Source organism: Streptomyces sp. A5-4 (assembly GCF_051131715.1).
Taxonomy (GTDB): domain Bacteria; phylum Actinomycetota; class Actinomycetes; order Streptomycetales; family Streptomycetaceae; genus Streptomyces.
Window position 1 is genome coordinate 4,289,730 of the sequence record NZ_CP178591.1, and the last position, 18,923, is coordinate 4,308,652.

General features: G+C 68.0%; 17 protein-coding genes. 9 read left to right on the plus strand and 8 right to left on the minus strand.

Annotation, left to right across the window (positions count from 1 at the left end; translation table 11 throughout):
* From ACLLJJ_RS19635 to ACLLJJ_RS19655, 5 genes are all read left to right on the plus strand, one after another.
* Positions 1-702: a class I SAM-dependent methyltransferase gene (locus ACLLJJ_RS19635; protein WP_434593158.1), complete on the plus strand. Its 702-nt coding sequence runs from the start codon at positions 1-3 to the stop codon at positions 700-702.
* Entirely contained in the window at positions 699-1,793 is a 1,095-nt protein-coding gene (locus tag ACLLJJ_RS19640) for a hypothetical protein (protein WP_434593161.1), read from the plus strand. Before ACLLJJ_RS19635 ends, ACLLJJ_RS19640 begins: the two co-directional genes overlap by 4 nt.
* On the plus strand, positions 1,790-2,731 hold the full coding sequence (locus tag ACLLJJ_RS19645) for a glycosyltransferase family 2 protein (RefSeq protein ID WP_434593164.1): 942 nt from the start codon (positions 1,790-1,792) through the stop codon (positions 2,729-2,731). The genes ACLLJJ_RS19640 and ACLLJJ_RS19645 overlap by 4 nt, the downstream gene beginning before the upstream one ends.
* Before the next feature lie 75 nt (positions 2,732-2,806).
* Entirely contained in the window at positions 2,807-4,213 is a 1,407-nt protein-coding gene (tyrS, locus tag ACLLJJ_RS19650) for a tyrosine--tRNA ligase (protein WP_434593167.1), read from the plus strand.
* A 443-nt stretch (positions 4,214-4,656) separates the two neighbouring features.
* A complete protein-coding gene (locus ACLLJJ_RS19655) occupies positions 4,657-5,478 on the plus strand; it encodes a DUF317 domain-containing protein (RefSeq protein ID WP_434593170.1) in 822 nt (273 codons plus the stop codon).
* A 267-nt stretch (positions 5,479-5,745) separates the two neighbouring features.
* On the opposite strand, the gene ACLLJJ_RS19660 is transcribed toward ACLLJJ_RS19655, so the two are convergent.
* From ACLLJJ_RS19660 to ACLLJJ_RS19685, 6 genes are all read right to left on the minus strand, one after another.
* Entirely contained in the window at positions 5,746-6,141 is a 396-nt protein-coding gene (locus tag ACLLJJ_RS19660; protein WP_434593173.1) for a hypothetical protein, read from the minus strand.
* Between the two features lie 99 nt (positions 6,142-6,240).
* A complete protein-coding gene (locus ACLLJJ_RS19665) occupies positions 6,241-7,935 on the minus strand; it encodes a relaxase/mobilization nuclease domain-containing protein (RefSeq protein WP_434593176.1) in 1,695 nt (564 codons plus the stop codon).
* A 4-nt stretch (positions 7,936-7,939) separates the two neighbouring features.
* Positions 7,940-8,380 (minus strand): plasmid mobilization protein, encoded by a 441-nt coding sequence (locus tag ACLLJJ_RS19670; RefSeq protein WP_434593178.1) that lies wholly within the window; start codon positions 8,378-8,380, stop codon positions 7,940-7,942.
* A gap of 363 nt (positions 8,381-8,743) precedes the next feature.
* Positions 8,744-10,036, minus strand: coding sequence for a hypothetical protein (locus ACLLJJ_RS19675; protein WP_434593181.1), 1,293 nt, complete (start codon positions 10,034-10,036; stop codon positions 8,744-8,746).
* Between the two features lie 93 nt (positions 10,037-10,129).
* A complete protein-coding gene (locus ACLLJJ_RS19680) occupies positions 10,130-10,828 on the minus strand; it encodes an ATP-binding protein (protein WP_434593183.1) in 699 nt (232 codons plus the stop codon).
* The gene (locus ACLLJJ_RS19685; protein ID WP_434593185.1) at positions 10,825-11,742 is read right to left on the minus strand and encodes a hypothetical protein; all 918 of its coding nucleotides are present in this window, start codon (positions 11,740-11,742) and stop codon (positions 10,825-10,827) included. Before ACLLJJ_RS19685 ends, ACLLJJ_RS19680 begins: the two co-directional genes overlap by 4 nt.
* Before the next feature lie 628 nt (positions 11,743-12,370).
* Between ACLLJJ_RS19685 and ACLLJJ_RS19690 the strand changes: the two genes are divergently transcribed.
* Positions 12,371-12,622: a helix-turn-helix domain-containing protein gene (locus ACLLJJ_RS19690; protein WP_434593187.1), complete on the plus strand. Its 252-nt coding sequence runs from the start codon at positions 12,371-12,373 to the stop codon at positions 12,620-12,622.
* A 250-nt stretch (positions 12,623-12,872) separates the two neighbouring features.
* Here ACLLJJ_RS19690 and ACLLJJ_RS19695 read toward each other — a convergent pair whose 3' ends face one another.
* Positions 12,873-14,033, minus strand: coding sequence for an IS4 family transposase (locus tag ACLLJJ_RS19695; protein WP_185297178.1), 1,161 nt, complete (start codon positions 14,031-14,033; stop codon positions 12,873-12,875).
* 214 nt (positions 14,034-14,247) lie between these two features.
* On the opposite strand from ACLLJJ_RS19695, the gene ACLLJJ_RS19700 reads away from it, so the two are divergent.
* The 3 genes from ACLLJJ_RS19700 to metG all read left to right on the plus strand — a co-directional run bounded on the left by ACLLJJ_RS19700 (position 14,248) and on the right by metG (position 18,293).
* The gene (locus ACLLJJ_RS19700) at positions 14,248-14,598 is read left to right on the plus strand and encodes a helix-turn-helix domain-containing protein (RefSeq protein WP_434593189.1); all 351 of its coding nucleotides are present in this window, start codon (positions 14,248-14,250) and stop codon (positions 14,596-14,598) included.
* Positions 14,599-14,628: 30 nt separating this feature from the next.
* Positions 14,629-16,134, plus strand: a complete 1,506-nt coding sequence (locus tag ACLLJJ_RS19705; RefSeq protein ID WP_434593192.1) for a LacI family DNA-binding transcriptional regulator — start codon at positions 14,629-14,631, stop codon at positions 16,132-16,134.
* Between the two features lie 437 nt (positions 16,135-16,571).
* A complete protein-coding gene (gene metG / locus ACLLJJ_RS19710) occupies positions 16,572-18,293 on the plus strand; it encodes a methionine--tRNA ligase (protein WP_434593195.1) in 1,722 nt (573 codons plus the stop codon).
* Positions 18,294-18,662: 369 nt separating this feature from the next.
* Here the strand turns inward: metG and ACLLJJ_RS19715 are convergent, their stop codons facing one another.
* A complete protein-coding gene (locus ACLLJJ_RS19715; RefSeq protein WP_434593198.1) occupies positions 18,663-18,830 on the minus strand; it encodes a hypothetical protein in 168 nt (55 codons plus the stop codon).
* Between the last annotated feature and the right edge of the window lie 93 nt (positions 18,831-18,923).

Here is an 18,923-nt window from a genome sequence, read left to right on the forward strand (position 1 = left end):
ATGCGTACCGCACCCATACTCTCCACGCGACCGGTCGGCGACGCCGCCTCGTACTTCATCCGGGCCGGGTACCGAAGCCGCGACAGTGTGGAGTACTTCGCAGACGAGTCCGACGAAGCCACCGTCTGGCAGCCCGACGTCTACCCCTACGCCGCCGTCCGCGCCGAACAGCTCGGCTGCGACGCACTGATCGACATCGGATGCGGCCGTGCCGGCAAGCTCGCAGCACTCGCCTCCACGCACGCCGAATGGAACTTCGTCGGGGTCGACGTCGGTGAGAACCTCGCTTGGTGCCGGGCCAACCACCGCTTCGGCGAGTGGATCGAGGCGGACCTGGAGACCACCCGCGATCTTCCCCTCGACCCAGACGTCATCAAGCGATCCCTTGTGGTCTGCTCCGACGTGGTGGAACACGTACTCGACCCGCGCCCGCTCATGGCCCTGGTTCGCGGACTGCTCGCCGCCGGAAGCCGCGGCGCGGTCTTCTCCACCCCGGCGCGGGAGTTCCGCAGTGGCTATGAAACTCCCGGCCCGCCCCGGAACCCCAGCCATGTCAGGGAGTGGGCCGGCGACGAGTTCCAGGCCCTGCTGCGCGCTTCCGGTTTCGAGATCCACTACGCGGGGCTCACCCGAAGCGACGACGTGTCCAACGGGCTGTCCACGCAGCTGGTCCTCGTCGGCGTCGGGAAGGAGCGCCCGTGACCACGACCACCTCACCGAGCCGAGGGCTGCGCGTCGTTCATCTCCCGGCCCGCACCCCGTACGCACGCAAACTGCGCGGTCCTGATTTCCGCATCCTCAACGGCACGGACATCAGCCCGGGCGTTACCGTCCCCGCCGCTGTGACTGCCACCTGGCTCCTCGCCCAGGCCCCGCTCACCTGGCTCGACGTGCTCCACCTCCACCACATCGACATCGAGGAGGCGGCTGCTCTGGAACGACTCCTGGACGCATGCGCAGAATCCGGAGTCCGCGTCGTCTTCACTGCCCATGACACCCACTCCATGCACGGCGAAGCATCGGCCTTCGCCGAACGCCTGCGGCTCCTCCTCAGCGCAGACGTCCACTGGGTCTTCCTGACCGAGGGCTCCCGCACCGAGATGGCCGGTCTCCTCAATGCGACCCCGCCAGGGACCGTCATTCCGCACGGCTACGTCGTACCTCCCGACGCGCTGCGTGGGCGAGAACGCGAACACGCCGTCGCGCCAGCACGATTCCTCATGTTCGGCGCCTCGCGCCCCAGCCGCGACCAGCTCTCACCCGTCGTCAACTGGAGCCTCGGCACCATCGACCCCGACAGCAGTCTCCTGCTCCTGCTGCGCGCTTTCAGCCCAGCAGACTTCACCCCGGGCAGTCCGGTCCCTCTCCTGCTGGAGACGGCCCGCCACGACTCACGCATCCGTCTGTCCATGCGCCCCTATCCCACGGACGACGATGTCACCGACGCGGGCCTCGCCTCGGACATCCTGTTGCTGCCCTACCTCTGGGGCAGCCACTCCGGACAGCTGGAACTCGCCTTCGACCTGAACCTGCTCCCCGTGTGCTCGCGTACCGGCCACCTCTCGGAGCAGTACCGGCAGCACGAGCAGCTCGTTGCCGAGCCGGAGTGGTTCGACTGGACGACAGGGCATCCGAACCTTTTCGGCGAACGCTTCCTGGCGGCCGTGGAGAACGCCCGCTCCCGCGCAGGCTCAATTCCTCGGCCACTCGACCGCGCCTTCCTGGACCACCGCGCTCAGGAACACAAGGCAATACTCGCCGCCTACGCCGAGGTCTACGGAGCCGGCCGATGACCACTCCGCCCCGGATCTCGTGCGTCATCCTGTGCCACAACTACGGCCGCTATCTCGACCGCGCCATCACCAGCTGCCTCGACCAGGAACCCGGCGACTACCTCCTGCACGAGATCGTCGTCATCGACGACGGTTCCACCGACGAGACGGAGGAGGTGTGCCGCCGCTACCAGGGTCGCGCCCGGATCGTCCGCCGCGACTCCCGCGGGTTCGGCCCCTCCTTGACAGACGCCTTCCTGCTCAGCGACGGCGATTGGGTGGCACCGCTCGACGCCGACGACTGGTTCCACCCCGCCAAGCTCCGTACCTGCGCCGAGGCGATCACAGGCGACCGCCTCTACATAGAGCACTGGGAGTACGTCGTCGACGCGGCCGGACAGCCCCTCGTTGCCGATCCTCATCCCGGCGGAAACACCAGCACCCTGCTCGTACATCGGGAAGCAGTACTCACCCTCCTGCCCGTCACCAACGAGATCTTCTTCCACGCCCTGCGCCAGGCGGGCCACGGCTGCGTTCTTCCCGTACCGCTGGTCCACTACCGCGTCCACGCGCACAACATGACCGACCGCCGCACCCCCGGCGTCTCCCAGCACTACCGGGCCGACGTCTGCACCGAACTCGCCCACCGACTGAGCACCATGACCGCGGCGCCCCCGGCCTGGGCCACTGCGACCGTCCTCCGCCGGATGTCCCGACGCTTCCACGCCCAAGCCGCAGGACACCGCGTCGAGGCTCACGTACAAACCGGGGACCGTCACGGCTGTCCGCGCCCGCTCGCCGCCATGCTGATCGGCACCATCCGATCTTGCGGACCGCCCGGCCCCTGGCTCAGAGCGCTCGCCAGTGCGGTGACCGGCCATCCGCAAGCACCGCTCCGAGAGGTGGACACCAGCGCGGGTGGAAATACCGAAAGTGATCAGTCAAATACAAGGCCGTGATCAGCGGTGATAAAATCGCCGCTTCCCATCTCTACTGGCCCCGCCAGTGATCCAATCCAGGAGCGAACAGGCATCATGAGCCGCCTCAGCGAATCCGTGACCCGCACCATGCAGATCCTCACCGGATCGGACCTGGCTGCGGACTATACGGTCGCCCGGCTCCTGGAAGAGACGTATACGCGGCGCTCCCTGGATCTGTCGGACCTCTCCCCCCAGGAGCAGGCCGCTCTGGTCGAAGGCCGCGCCATCAATGTGATCCCGTCGGCCTCCACGCTCGCCGACAAGATCACTGCCGCGCAGGCTGCGGGCCGGCCGTTCATCGTGAAGTACGGCATCGACCCGACCTCGCCTGATGTGCACCTCGGTCACTCGGTACCGATCATCATCGCGAGCCGGTTCCAGCGCATGGGCCATCACGTCGTGTTCATCATCGGCGACGTGACCGCGAAGATCGGCGACCCGTCCGGACGCTCCTCTGACCGGCCTCCGCTCACCGACTCCGACATCGCGTCCAACCTTTCCGGCTACCAGGCGCAGGTCGCACCGTTCATCGACTTCGAACGGGCCGACCTGCGCTTCAACGGCGAGTGGCTCAACAAGGTCAGCCTCCCCGAACTGGTCGAGATCCTCGCCCGCGTACCGGTGTCCATGTCCCTCCAGCGCGAGGACTTCCGAAGTCGACTTGCTTCCGGCGACGGCCTGTCGGTCGCCGAGTTCGTGTACTCCGTGGTCATGGCACTGGATTCGGTCGCGATCACCGCCGACGTCGAACTCGGCGGCGTCGACCAGCTCCTCAACCTTCAGATGTGCCGGAAGGTCATGGAGATCAGGGAGCAGACTCCCGAGGTCGTCATCACCACCCCGCTGATCGAGGGCACCGACGGCACCGGTGCCAAAATGAGCAAGTCCAAGGGCAACTACGTGGGACTCTCCGCCGCCCCGGACGAGATCTACGGTCGGCTGATGTCCATCCCCGACCACGTCACCGAGCCCTATCTCAAGCTGCTGACGGAGTGGACGGACGACGAGATCCAGCTGGTCACCAAGCGGCTGGCGGACGGCACCGCGCACCCCATGGCCGTCAAACGCATCCTCGCCAGCGAGGTCGTGGCCGCGCTCCACGGCCTGGAGGCCGCCGAGGCAGCACGAGCGGAGTTCACCGCCCGCTTTTCCAAGCGCTCCTTCGGTGATACCCAGAACCTCCCGGTCGTCTCCCTCAAGGAACACGCCGAGACCACGCTGGGCCAGCTGGTCAGCCAGGCCCTGGACTTCGCCCCCAGCTCCTCCGCTGTCCGCCGGATCGCCAAGCAGAACGGCCTCCGCCTGATCAGCGAGACCAGCGACGGTGAGCAGCACACCACGACGCTCACCGAAGCCTCGGTGCAGCAGACCCTCGCCGCCGTACTCGCTGAGGTCGACAGCAGTGAGGGCGCCGACCTGTACCTCAAGGTTGGTCGGAAGGTCGCCCGCGTCGACAGCTGAGGATTTGTAACGGCGGCGCCCACTCGTAGTGGGCGCCGCCGTTGGTATTTCCAGCCCCTCGTACGGCAGAGCGTCGTGGGGCCGGCAGCGATTGTCGTACCCTCCCGGATCCGTGAGCCTGAGCCCAGCCCTCGGTGTCGCAGGCTGGGTGGGCAAGCGCTTATGTATCCGATCCAGCTTGGGCGGGTGACCCGCCGAACTGGGGCGGTACTTTCCCGAACCTGAGCCAGTTCGCCCGGGGCAGACAGGAAATCCCGCGGAAAGACTGGCGACGAGGGGGAACTGCATGTCAACGTAAAAGACCGCCCCAGAGATCTTCATGCACGGAGTTCCGGGCCCGGCAGCGGCTCCAGTAGGCCGAATTCTCACCGTCGATGTCTCTCCGCGTCGCCGTCGCCACCCCGCCCATTCCGGCGTCGAGCAGAAGATCGAATCCCATGCCCTTGGAGGCGTTCCTGAATCCGCATTTCCCGTTCGATCCGTCTTTCGCGACCGGCGCCCTTCCCGCATATTGGGTCGGCCCCCGACACTTGGCCGGCGACGACGGTCGTCTCTATGATGCCGTCGCGGACAACCTCGCCGGCTGCGGCTGGACGAGCCTGACAACCGTTCGAGGACGGCGTGTGCTCGATGGGCCGCTGGAGGACCTTCAGGTGCTGCGCAGCACGGTTCTGCACATCAGTCCCGATGCTCGTCGATGGGCGCAGTGGGTGTTGTCGGACGAGCCGTTCTACCTCGGTGGGCTGCCGATCGCGTGGCAGGTCTCTGCCCGCTCGGACGCGACCAGTCCGCTCGCGGACTGGTCGGCCTATTTCACCCGAGGTGTCCCAGGTGAGGTCATCGCCGACTTTCTCCTCGCACTCGACGCCTGCGCCCAGCCCTCGGCTGCGTCCACCGGTCCCGAGGCGGTCCTCGATGCGGTTACCGCGCACGGCTGGTTCCGCGACGCAGAACAGCCCCATGCGGCGGCCATGCACCCCACCTTCACCGCTCGCGTCAGCCTCGACGAGGTGCCGCCCTTCATCCAGGACACCGACCCCCGCGCCCTGACAGCCGAGGCGGAGGAGCACGGGCCGATGGGCTGGCAGGCATGGGCCGAGCCGGCCATGGAGGTCCCGTATCTGTGGGCTGCGTCGTTCAGTGCCAGCGTTCCGCACAGCCTGGTCGCCGCGTTCGCGACCTCGCTCAGCTCCACCACGCCGGTACTACGTCGAGTGCTGCCGGAGAGCACGCGGGATCAGCTCCTGCGTGCCCCTTCCAGCTGAGCGCTTCCGCTCCATGTGCTTCGGGTGGTCGATCGCGGCTCGCCCGTGTGGAGTTCTCGGATCCGTCCGCGCTGGTCGTTGCCCTCGTGGAGAATGCCGTGGCGAAAGCGCCTGTGCCCACTTGAACATCCGTGTATGCCGCAGGCCCGACCGTGTTTCCGGTCGGGCCTGCGGCACGTGCGGGGCCTGGGCTCACGTGGATGGGGCGCGTGGCACTGCGGGGGCGTATGACAGACGGAGTCCTGAAATCCCCCTTGAAGGGGTCAGTCAGTCCTGTTCGTGCCCGATGTGCTCTTCGAAGCCGTCGTCGGGGCTGAGGATCTCGACCAGGCGCTCGAACTCCGCGTAGTCCTCGTCGGTCATGAGGTCGTAGACGCTGGCGCTGTCCGGGAAGGCATCGGGCAACTGGTGCGCGTACTTCATGTACAGGCTGATGAGGGCCTTCTGCACCTTGTAGCGTTCGCTCATCCAGTCGCCTATCGGCTGCATGTACGCGACTGCGATCTCTATCTCCGCCCGGGTGCACGTGGTGAACAGGTCGTATTCGGAGGTGGTCAACGGGCGGCCATCGCGGTGGTACAGATGCTCGGGCCCGTCGCTGCGGGAGGGGTCTACGTCGCTGAGGAGAACGATCGCACGGGGTCGTACTTCGGTCGTGGCCATACAGGGGGTCCTTCCGGAGGGGGGTTGAGGCACCAACTCTCCGGACGATCGCCGGTTTGGCTAACCGGCGATCGTCGTCTATGTTGCGGCCGTTTGTAATCAGCGCCGCCGAGCCGCTGACCGCTGCGGAGGAGGATTTACAGCCGTCGCATGGGCTGGAACACCGATCCGTTGTGTGGCGCTTCGTGCCCTGGCTGCCTCGGCGCGGGGGCCGGGTGTGTGACGTTGGCTGAGGCGGTGGATGCGCCAGGTCAGTGCGCGGGCGGGGTTGTTGGCGTCGTCCAGAGGGCGCTGGCCGAGGGCTTGGTCGAGGACGATGGTCGCGTTGTGCCCGGCGGCCTCTGCTTCGGCGAGCACGGTGGCGAGTGCGTCCCAGGCCGGGTCGTTGAGGATGCGTTCGGCGTATTCCGGTGTCGCTTGCTGGACGTGGTGGGCGAGGCGGTGCTTCGTCTGCTGGGCGGGAGTGCGTCGCGCGAGGTTGGCCAGGACCGGCTCGGCGACCTGTCCGTAGGCGGCTCGCAGATGGAGGAGGGTCTGCTCGGCGGCTTCCTGTTGCTGGGCGTTCTGGCGGGTACGGTGCCAGTGGGCTGCGAAGGCGACCGCGGTGAATGCGGCGTCCAGGAGCATGGCGAATCCGGCGCCGTCCTTGTCCTGGGGGCGGTCGCGCCAGATGGTCTGGATGCTGCGGCGCAGGACGCGGGTGCTGGTGAGGTCGGCGGTGACGCGGGAGCGGGTGGCGCGCTCGAAGGCGCTGGCGGCCTGTTGCAGTTCGGCCCTGGCTGCGGTCGGCGCGGTGAGGGGCAGTAGATCGAGCGTCGCGCCGAGAGCGACGAGCTGGCCTTGGGCGGTGTGGTCGTCGTCGGTGGAGAGGTGGTGGGGGATGCGTTCGGTGGCGGAGGTGGCGTGGTGCCACGGGTTGCCCGGCCGGGCGGTGACAGGCTCGGGGACGCTGGTGGTGAGGCGTTCGCGGATCTTGGGCAGGGAGAGGTCGGGGGAGAGGGTGGATCCGGCGAACCAGACGGGCTCGCCGTTCTCGTTGGTGTTGCCGGGCAGCGCGAAGTTGCAGCCGAGTGCGTCGCCGGAGGGCCCGCGTTTGAGGCGCACGGTCACGCCGGTCGCCTCCAGCAGCGCGAAGAACTCTGCCTCGTTGTCCGCGGCGGCGACCGCCCGGCGCACACGCAGGCGGAGGACTTCGCGGGCCGTGGTGTCCTGGCCGAGGCGCTTGGACTTGAAATGCTCCTTGCTGGTCGGGCGCTTGGCGGCGGTGCCGTCGCCTGCTTTCAACCGCCTGAGCCCGTAGTGGGCTTCGATCTGGCGGGCTTCCTTTTGCACGGCTCGTTTGTCGTGGTTGCGCTGGGGGCGGCGTCCGTCCTGGCGTACCAGGGTGGCGGCGATGTGGATGTGGTCATCCGCGTGGCGTACGGCCACCCACCGGCAGGCTTGCTCGTCGCCGTCGGGGGCGACGCCGGCGGCGGCCACGATCCTGCGGGCGACCTCGGCCCACTGGGCGTCGGTGAGGATGGGGTCCTCGGGGGCGGCGCGGACGGGGCAGTGCCAGAACGTGGTGGTCGGTGCGCGGTCGCCCAGCATCCGCACGGGCTGGTCGAGCTGCGCGGCGAGCTGTTTCTCCACCTCCTTGGGGTCGCGGTGCGGGGTGCGGCCGGGGTCGGGGGCGAAGTCGTTCCAGGAGGCCACCAGGTGCGGATCGACGTGCTCGTTGGCCTGTCCCTTGCCGTAGAGGTAGCGGATCAGTCCGCGGGTGCCGCCCTGCCCGAGGATGATCTTGGGTATCACCGGGTCACCGCCCCTCCATTACCCGGGCGACGGCAGTGTCCAGTGCTTCTACGGATGCCTCGACGCGGTGGAGGATCCGCAGGACGGTGTCGGCTGCGGGCATGTCCGCGTCCTTGTTCAGGTGCCCGGTGAGCTGGTTGAGGTTGTTGCCGACCCGGCCGAGTTGCCCGTTGGCGGCGAGCAGTGCCTTTACGGTGGCGCGGTAGTCGGCCACGGCGGCGGTGGGGTCTTCGGCGCGTGCGGCGGCCAGCGAGCTCTCGGCGACGTAGCCGCCGGGCGTCATCTGGCTGACGGCGGCAGCTTGCTGGACGAGGTCGAACTCGTGGTCGTTGTAGCGGGGGTGGACGCGGCGCTCACGCAGCTGACGATCACGCAGTCGACGACGCGGCACGGACTTGTGCGGGACGAGCGGCGACGGGTCGCTGGTTCCTCCCTCGGTCGGCACCCCCGGGCCGGCCGACTCCGGTGCCGCCTCGGCGCCGGGTGCCTCCGCCTCCCCTGGGGCGGAGGCCGGGTAAGGACTCCTTACCGGACAACTTGCTGCGTTTGGGGCTGGGGTGGCTTGTGTCTTGTTGTGGTGGTCCGGGCATTTGGTGCACGAATCCTGCATGGAGAGGAGCTCCTGGGGGAGAGCGAATGGGCGAATCAGGCTGGCGCGTGGGTAGGAGCCCCGCCTCTCTGCCGGGCGAGAGGCAATCGCGGGGGAGGGCCGTGCCTGGTGAAGCGGCACGACAGGGGGGCTTGTGGACAGGCGGAGTTGATGGTCCGCAGATCCTGTGCCGGTGTTCGTGACTGACCGGATATCCGGTCAGTCCGTTGGGGCGCTGGTCTTGGCCGCTTGCTCAGCCGCTAGGAACCCTTTGAGTTCGGTGAGCCGGTCCTCGGAGATGGTGAGTTCGGCCTTGCGGATGGCGTTCCGCAGCACGGCGCGGGTGGCCGTTCCGTGCACTGCAGTGGCCTCGCGGCCGATGGCGAGTAGCTCGTCCATTTCGGCCCCGGGAGGGCGGCCGTAGCGTTGCGTCGCAGGGACGTCTTCTTCGGAGCGCGACTCGGTGGTCTCGGGAATGGGAGCCGAATCGTGCAGGGGGAGTTGGTTCTGCACGGATCGAAGAGGCAGGGACTCGGGACGGAGGTCAGGGCCGGGGTGTTCCGTGGCCTCCTCGCTCTTCGAGGTGCAGTCGGCACCTGATCGGCTGCGCGGGGGAGTTGTCCCGACATGGCGCGTGGTGCCCTCGTGCGGAGTGACAGCAGTCCAAGGCGATGGCAGTTCGATCGTGGCCAGCGCTGTTGCGTGACGGCGGACAGCGAGCTGGTGCAGCAGCACTTCGCGCTGGCGCTGGTCGATTCCCACAGAGGCTTGGGCGACGGCGCGTGAAAGCTGTCGTGCGGTTCGCCGGCCTCGCCAGCTGACGCGCTGTTTCTGGGTTCGCTCCGCAAGGTGCGCGGCCAGGGCGACGGCCTTGCGGGTGGCACGGTCTCGGCTGATCTGCGCGGCATCTCGATCACGTTCGGCGATCCCAAGGCGTGAGAGGAGGCGTTCGCGTACTTCGCGACCTACCCGGGCGAGGACGCTGTGGGAAGCGGCCTCGGGCGTGCGGATGCGCAGTTCGATGCCCATGGCCTGATGCCAGAGCAGTGCGGCCATGACCGGGCCCACGAAGGCCCGCACCGTGCCGCCGACCACACCCGACTCGGCGTACGCGGGTATCACCTGCACAGCGGTGATCACCCAGGTCAGGATGCCCGGCAGGCCGGGTGCTTGCTTGGGGCCGTGCAGATTCTGCCGCGCCAGCAGTGCCGTGGCGAAGAGGGCGAGTTCGGCGGCGGCGAACATCGCAGTGCGTTCGGTGGTGCCGTTCATGTCCAGGTAGTGGGCGGCGAACCGCCAGCTGGTGTCGGCGCTGTAGGCGGTACATCCGACCGCGGCCAGTGCGGCGACCCTGACTGCGGGCGTTCCGGGCTGTCGCTTGGCGTGGTTCCGGGGAGTGCTTCGGTAGATCAGCCAGCTGACCAGCAGCACTGTGCATGCGGCCAGGAGGGCGGCGAGCGCGATAGTTATCGCGTTCCAGTGCCCGAGTGCGGGCAGGGCGAGTTGCGTCATACAGGGGTCTCCAGAGGGCCCGCCGCGCCGTGTGGGCAGGCGTGGGCGCGGGCGGGCGGCGTGGTGAAGGTGAGCTGGGGCGGCGCCGTGCGGTCAGACGGCGAGCTGGCGTCTGCGGTCAGCGCCGGTGAGGACGACGGTGGTGGTCATCTCGGCGAGACGGGAGGCGACGCGGTCGCCGACGGCGTCGCGCAGCGCGGCGGTCGGCAGATTGGTTGTGAGGAGGGTGGGGAGCAGGTCGGTGTAACGGCGGTTGATCAGCCGGTACGTGATCTCCTCGGTCCACTCCGACTGCTTGGCTGCGCCGAGGTCGTCCAGGATCAGCAGCGGACAGTTGCTGAGGGTGGCGAGGTCGCGCTCGGCGTCGTGGCCGGGGCGTGGGCGCAAGCGGGCGTACAGATCGGCCGTGGTGGCTGCCTCCCACCGCAGCCGCACCCCGGCGGTCAGCAGCGACCGCACCGCGCCGTACGCCTGGTGCGTTTTACCGGTGCCGGTGGGCCCGGCGATCAGCAGCGACGGCCCGAGTGCGATGCCCCGAGTGCCGCTCGGGCCGGGCCGTGCGGCGAGGGCCACCTCGTCGACCCAGGCGGCTACCTGCTGGTGGCCGGCGAGGGCGTGGCGGTAGCGGGGCGGGATGCGGGCCTCGGCCAGTTCCAGCGCTGTCACCCGCTCCGAAGGGGCCTCGGCAGGTGACGTAGTTGGATCGATGCCCCGATCGGCGAGGATCGTGCCGAGGCGGGCGGCCAGGGTGCTGATGCGCTGTGGTTCCCGGCTGGTGGTGGCTGTGGTCACAGCTGGCCCCCGTAGGCCGCCTCGACGTCACCGGGTGCCGGGTTGGTCCACGCTCGGTGCGGGGCGGCAGCTGCCCGAGGTGCGTTCATGGCCTCGTTGACCAGGCTCGGCAGCAGGCTCACGGACAGGCTCTTGGCACGCATGCGGTCCATCCCCGCGCGGATATGGTCAGGTGCGACGCCCTCGCCGAGCAGTTTGCTGAGCACCCGGCCGAGGTGGCCGAGCACGTCGCTGGGCGGTCGGTGCTCGCATGAGGCGACGTACTCGCCGACCAAACTCTTGGCCGAGACCGAACCCGAGTCAGCCTGCGGCGCGGGGGCGCTTGCGCTCCCCACCGGAGGTGATCCTAGATCCAGGATCCTAGGTCCTAGATCCGGACCCTGATTGCTCACCGCAGTCTCCCCGCGTTGTGGTGAGGACTCACGGAAATTGCCCTGACCTGTGGTTTCCTGGTTCACGCAGGGCTCGCTGCGTTCGCGTGACGCCTTAGGGCCTCCACCGTGAGGGCTCACAGTCTGCTCACGGAGGACCCCGTGAACAGGCGAGGCCGCCTCGTCGGATCGGCCCCCTTGGTGGCGCGGGCAGGCCGGGCAGCGGCTGCCGCTGGGCCGGTTGATCTTCTGGTGGCGGGCCCAGGCGACGATGTGCAAGTACCGCTTGCCGTCGTTGCCTTCGTACCGGCAGATCAGACCCGCACCGTCGAGTTGCGTGAGGTCGTCCTCGACCTCCAGCGGGCCGTGCTCGGGGCGCAGGGACCACAGGGCGCCGGTGATGACGGCGGCCTGGTCGCGGAAGCGGCCGTGGTCGTCTGCCTGCGTGAGCAGGCCGAAGAACGTCCGCTCGGCATGGACGCTCACCGCGGCGAGCGACTCGGAGATGAAGGCTTCCGGCTTGATGGTGCGTATCCGCGCCATGTCTATCGCCCCGCGTTCGCTGGCGCAGCGGGGGAGTTCGGCGACGAGGATGCGACTACGGCCGTGAGGGAGGTAGCTTGTTGGGGCATAGAGGGTTCCTCACTCGGTGGCGTTGTTACCGCCACCGTCTTGATCGTTCAGGTACGGGCGATTTCGGTAGGGGACTTCCTGGCCCCCGGCGTTGGCCCGCCGGGGGCTTTTTCTATGCCCTCGCCACTTCCGTGGTTCAGGGCGCATGGCCAAGACAGCCACACCCTCTCCGTGCAAGTCCAGCATTCCGTCGAGAAAGCGCACAGCTCTCGGCGAACGCGTCGCACGCAGCCCCCATAAAACGATAGACCCGAATTAGCGGCTGACCCAATAGTTGGCACAAAAGGGGCAACTGGTAAATCGACTTTGGGGTAGCCAGAGCGGAAGACGATGCGACCGGGCGATGCAAGAGGCCCACGTCAAGCTCCATGTGGGTGCTACCAGGATGAGGGCACCCAGCGGTTTGGTCATCCGCGAATTCTGGGCTATGTTGCGTCGCTCGCGGGGGGCTTGGGAAGCAGATCTGACAAAAAAGACGCGGAACATAGCAGCAGATCGCCGGTTACCCAAACCGCCAATGCAGAGCTACAACTGACCCATGCCTGAAACCCCTCTGGGAATTGGTCCGGCCGGTGTGCTGACCGCCCGCGCCATTACCCGTGCCCGCACAACGCGCGGATTCGCCCAGCGCCAGCTGGCCGAAAGGGTCACCGCGCTCGGCCGCCCCATGACCATCACGATGTTGTCCCGCATCGAATGCAGACAGCGCCGCTGCGACATCGACGACCTCGTCGCCATCGCAGCCGCCCTCGGCCTCTCGCCGCTCGCCCTGCTCGTCGAGACGAGTTAGCGGAACGAGCCCCAACAGCGCTCCCCGGGTGGGCCAACACCCAATGGCCATGAGTTAGATCGGGTCGGGTGTCAGTGTGTGGAGCACGATGGTGCGGGTGACGCGGCGGGTTCCGGGGTCGGTTGAGCTGCGGGTTTGGTAGCTGAGATGGGGGCGTTTCGTGGTGCGGGGCGTGGTGCGGGTGGGGCGGTCTCGGATGTGCATGCCGGGGAGGTCGGCTATGAGGAAGTGCAGGGCCTTCGCGAGCTGGTCAGGGGGAAAAAGCCGTCCTGAGGGAGCTTTTGACGGCGTCCAGGACGGGCGGAAAGCTGATGCGGGCGGGGTCGATGCCCGCGATCACGGCGGCCCTGGCGATCAGGGTGCGCAGGGCCTGGTAGACGCAGAGTAGCGCCCACAGTTCTTGTCGTACTCCCTCGGGTTTGCCCGAGCGCAGGATGCCGCCACTTTGCCGCAGGTCGACCTTGAGCAGTTTGAAGAGCACTTCCACCGACCAGCGTTCGGCGTAGTTGCGGGCCAGCTCCAAAGCGGGCGCGTGCTCAGGGTCCAGCAGGGTGGTGATGAGGCAGAAGACCTCGCTGATTCCGCCGTCGTCGGCGACGGAGTACTCGATGACTCGTACCGTGACCCGCTGCGACTTCCGCTCGCCGCGCAGTTCGGACAGGTACGTGCCGTCGGCCAGCCGTTTCTTGACGGGCAGGGTGAAGGAAGCCGAGACGCGCCACAGCAGTTGTGCGCCCGTCGCGGCGGCAGCCCGGTACAGGCCGAACGAGGGGAAGCCGCGGTCGGCCAGCAGCAGCATGCCGGGCGCCAACCGGTCCAACAGGCGGGTGAACAGGGTGCGTTCACCGACCGCGATGGAGTCGAAGGCCGCCCCGGTCAGGGCCAGCGTGCCGCACTCGGCCAGCGCCACCAGGCGGACCTGCGGCCGGCTTCCACCGGCCGGAACCGCGAACGCCGCCTCGTTCCGCTTCCCCGAGGGCACATCGAAGACCGTGCCGTCCACCGCCATCAACCGCAGCCCCCGCCAGAACGCCTCCGGGGTGCGCTCATCGGCCACCGGGGCTGCGACCTCGTCGAACAGGTTCCGCAACGGCGCCTCACCCAACCGGTAACGGGCCAGCGAGATCGCCCCGTCACTGGGCACCCGGTATTCGCCCCAGCCGCCCCGCGACCACCGCAGCCCCTCCAGCAGGCCCCGCAGGGTGCGCACGTACCCCTTGCCCGGCTCCAACCACAACGCCAGCGACAAATACATCATCAACTTCGCCGGCAACGACCGCGTTCGCTCCTCACGCGCCCCCGCCTCATCGATCGCCGCCCGCACGGCCTCCTCCGGGAACACCGCCGCCAGCAACCCGATCGACACGTCATCCGTCAGCCGCCCCGCGGCCACACCCTCAATCCGCTCCACCCCAAGATCATCGCACCCCGGGCAGCTAACTCAGGACCATTGGGCCAACACCCGGCAGCCGCTACGTACATCACCTCGCCCGTACCTGAACCGCCAAGACCGGCGTGTCCGTATCCGCACGGCCGCGCCAGAGAAGGAACTTCCTTGCGCCGAGAGGCCATTCCCCCTGCCCTGATGCCCCTCCGTCTCCGTACCGCGAAGGAGGCGGTACCGCGTGGCTGAGCAGACCGGCACCGAGGTAGCGCTGCCCCGCCTCTACCGCCCCGACGAGGTTGCCGCCGTGCTCGGCTGCTCCGCCTGGTGGGTCAAGGACCGGGCCCGTCGTCGCCAGATCCCATTCGCTCGCGTGGGCCGTGCCTACCGCTTCACCGCCGCCCATCTCGCCGAGATCATCCGCCTCCACGAGGAGCGGCCGACCGTCGCTGCGCGACCGCCGGCCCCTGGTGCCCCGCCCGCGGCACCTGCTCGACGGTCCAGTGCACCCGAGTCGGTTTCGCTGTCAGGCCGCCTGCGCGCCAGGCCGCCGCGCCGATCCAACCGAGCCGAGTTCGACACCGCCGCGTAGAACGCCGCACCGAAGAGGAAGGAAACGCACTTGGGTTTCGCGGAGAAGCGCGGAGGTTACTGGCGTGCCCGATACAAGACCGCTCCCGGCAAGCACCTCACGGTCGTCGACGAGCATGGCAAGGCGATCAAGTTCGCCACCAAGGGCGAGGCCCAACGCTCGGCGGGCGAGGCCGAGAACAAGTACCGCCGCGGTGACTGGCGCGACCCCGCGCTGGGGCAGGAGACGTTCGGCGAGTACGCGAGCCGCTGGTACGAGGCCCAGGATCTGGCCGCCTCGACCATGCAGAACTACAAGCGCCACATTGAGGAGCATCTCCTCCCCGACTTCGAGGATCATGCGCTCGCAGGCATCCTGCGCTCGGACGTCGAACGGTGGGAGAAGAAGGAAAGGGCCCTGTACGCGGCCTCCAGCGTCAAGACCTGGCGCTCCACGTTCCACCTGATCTTCGAGGACGCGATCGACGAAGGGCTGATCACGTCGAACCCGGCGACCAGGCGGCGCGGGCGGGGCAAGCGCGCGGGCCGCTCCCGTGACCGAGGCCCGGAGAAGGTCGTCACCGACCCGCTCGGCATCCTGCTGACCGCCGAACGGGCAGCCCTGCTGTCAGGTCGCGATGACGAGTTCGTCGCCGTCGTCCTCAAGGGATACACCGGCATGCGCTGGGGCGAAATCGTGGGCCTGGAGACCGAGTTCTCCCGTCCCGGCTCTGTCCGCGTGGAGTGGCAGCTGTACGAGCTCGACTCGGGTGAGATGGTGCGCTGCCCGCCCAAGGACGACAGCTATCGCACCCTCGACTCGATGGACTGGCTGTCCGCCCTGGTCAGCAACCATGTCGCCCGCACGAAGCCGACGCCCTGCCCCTGCCACGGCAGGACCTACGTCTTCCGCGGACAGGGCACGGCTCGTACGGGCGGCCACCAGGGCGCGAAACTCGTCGACGTCGCACGCCGTGCCGCAGTCTCCACAGGGACAGTGTCCAACGTCCTTAACCACCCCGATCGCGTCGCCGATTCGACGCGAATACGGGTGGAAGAGGCCATCGCGGACCTCGGGTTCGTACGAGGCGGCGCGGTGGTGGAACCTGCGGCCCACTGGCGCAGGAACGGTTTCGCGACCTGGCTGTTCACCCCGGCTGTATCGGGCTGGTATCCGAAGAAGGCCCCGCAGGAGGCGCGCCCCGTGCCGCTACTCGGCGACCCGTGGCCAGGAGTCCCCGCGCGAGGACGCGGCGCCGCCCAACGAGCCGATGCCTGCTGGCTCCCGATTGCCAAGGGCCTCACGCCTCACGGCCTGCGCCACACCCATAGGACCGTGATGGAGGACCTGGGCGCCGAGAAGGTCCTCATGGACCAGCGCATGGGACATATCGATGGCTCCGTCTCGGCGCGCTATGCCCACGTCACCCCTGGCATGCGCAAGCGCCTCATGGTCGGCCTGACAGAGCAGTGGGAGGCAGCGCTCGCTGCCCGCCTGGCGATGTGTCCCACCTCGCCCGTGCACGTGCTCGATGCCCTTCTGCGTGTACGCCGGTAACACAGGCCGAGGTGAAGTCTGGGCGGTGAGAGGCGCCCGGACTTCGCTGTTCGCAGGGTGCAGCCGTTCTGGGCCGCACGGCACTGCTGGAAGTGGGTTCTCGGATCATGGGGATCGCCCCTTCGGCCTCGGGTGAGGACAAAGAGTGCGCAACCTCGGACATACGGGCCCTAATATGAGGACCGCCTCGGCCGTCCGAGACTCGCTTGGCCGCCTGTCTCGGACGGTCGAGCGCGTTCCGCACGGGCTCGGCCGAGGATAAACGGCTCGCCGGGGTGGCACCCGGGTGCCATACGATTGCGGCGGCTTGCAGATCCGACCGTCACCACGCGTGACACGGTTGAGCGACCTGATCGTCGCGCCCGCTGCACCCTCCCGACCTGGGCCCGCCGCGGCACTGCCACCGACGACTTACGTACGAAATGGAGCATCCAAGGATGGCTCGACACCTGGTAACCAGCGCGCTTCCCTACATCAACGGGATCAAGCACCTGGGCAACATGGTGGGGTCGATGCTTCCGGCGGATGTGTACTCCCGGTACCTCCGCCAGCGTGGTCACGACGTTCTCTACATCTGCGCGACCGACGAGCACGGGACGCCGGCGGAGCTGGCGGCCAAGGCGGCTGGACTGGAGGTGGCCGAGTTCTGCGCGCAGGCCCACAACGCTCAGAAGGCCGTGTACGACGGTTTCCAGCTGGCCTTCGACTACTTCGGCCGCAGTTCCTCGCAGCAGAACGTTGAGATCACGCAGCATTTCGCGCGTCAGCTCCACAAGAACGGTTTCATCGAGGAGCGGGCTATCCGTCAGGTGTACTCGCCCGTTGACGGACGTTTCCTGCCGGACCGGTACGTCGAGGGCACCTGCCCGCACTGCGGCTACGACAAGGCCCGTGGCGACCAGTGCGAGAACTGCACTCGCGTTCTCGACCCGACCGATTTGATCGACCCCCGCTCGGCCATCAGCGGCTCCACCGAGCTGGAGGTCCGCGAGACCACGCACCTGTTCCTGCTGCAGTCCAAGCTCCAGCACGAAGTCGAGGCATGGGTCGCCCAGCACGAGGATCAGTGGCCGCAGCTTTCCTCGTCCATCGCCCGCAAATGGCTTACCGAGGGCCTCCACGACCGCGCCATTACCCGCGACCTGGACTGGGGCGTACCGGTCCCGGCCGACACCTGGCCGGAACTCGCGGCCGACGGCAAGGTCTTCTACGTATGGTTCGACGCCCCGATCGAGTACATCGCCGCGACGAAGGAGTGGGCGGACGCCGCCTCCGACGGCGAGACCCGCGACTGGAAGTCGTGGTGGTACGAGGCCGACGACACCGTTCGCTACACGCAGTTCATGGCCAAGGACAACGTCCCGTTCCACACGGTGATGTTCCCGGCCACGGAGCTCGGCGTCCGCGAGCCGTGGAAGAAGGTCGACGTCGTCAAGGGCTTCAACTGGCTGACGTACTACGGCGGCAAGTTCTCCACCTCCCAGAAGCGGGGCATCTTCACGGACGCCGCACTGGAGACGTTGCCGGCCGACTACTGGCGCTACTTCCTGATCGCCAACGCCCCCGAGTCCGACGACTCGTCGTTCACTTGGGAGCACTTCGCCGCCACGGTCAACAAGGACCTGGCCGACACCCTCGGCAACTTCGTCAACCGCGTGCTGTCCTTCTCCCGCAAGCGGTTCGGCGACGAGGTGCCTGCGGGCAACGCGGCTGGCGAGGCGGAGGCGAAGCTGGGCGAGGAGATCGCCCGGCTGCTCGGTGAGTATGAGGAGCAGATGGAGGCCCTCCAGTACCGCAAGGCCGGAGCGGCGCTGCGCGCCCTGTGGTCGGCAGGTAACTCCTACCTGGAGGAGAAGGCCCCCTGGCTGGAGATCAAGACCGTCCCGGAGGGCGCGGCCCTGACTCTGCGTACGGCGATGAACCTCATCCACCTCTACGCGGTCGTCTCCGAGCCGCTCATCCCGGCCTCGGCCGCCGCCATGCGCGGTGCCTTCGCGCTGGAGGGCGACACCGCGACCTGGGTGACCGCCGAGCAGGCCAAGTCCCTGGACGCTGTCCCGGCCGGTACAGCGTTCACCGTTCCGCCGGTCCTCTTCGCGAAGATCGCGGAGGAGGACCTGGAGGCGTACCGCACCCGCTTCGGCGGCGCCGACGCCTGACAGTGCCTCTCGCGCCCGTACCCATGCCGGCTTCATCGGGCGGTACGGGCGGTGAGGCGCCCGGCCAGCTCGGCGGGCGGCACATCCGCGGGCCAAAGGTATGCCTTCGGCGGGGGCGCTCAGACTCCGGGATGGACGGGGCGCCGTGGGCGAGTGCCGGCGGATTCGTGGCGAGCGTTGTGGGCTCCCATCCCGTCCGCCTTCGATCCAGGCGGAGCCGAACAGACGCGCCCCAGGGCGTCAAGGTCGTTCGTACAGTGGCGCGCTCCACCTTGACGCCCTGAATCACGCCTGCTCCACGGGTGTGGGTCGAAGGCAGACGGGATGAGGGCTGGGATGAGTGGTGGGTGTAGGTGAAGCGTGCCCCAGTCAGCGAGTCGCTGGAGTGAAACCGCGCTCGGTCAAAAGACCGATGTCGTAACCTCCTTCTCCACGGATCAGAGTGTCCGACTCCCACGCAAGCTCCACGTCATCCAAGCCGTTATTGCGTACCAGGTAGTCGTAGTTGCGTAGGGCGATGATCGTCTCCTCGGTCATGAGAACAATCGTAGTCAGGCCACCGCTTGTCCTGCTGGTAGTTGCCCAAGCCCGGGGGCGGGCGGCAACTGGGTTGTACAGCAGCGAAGTACA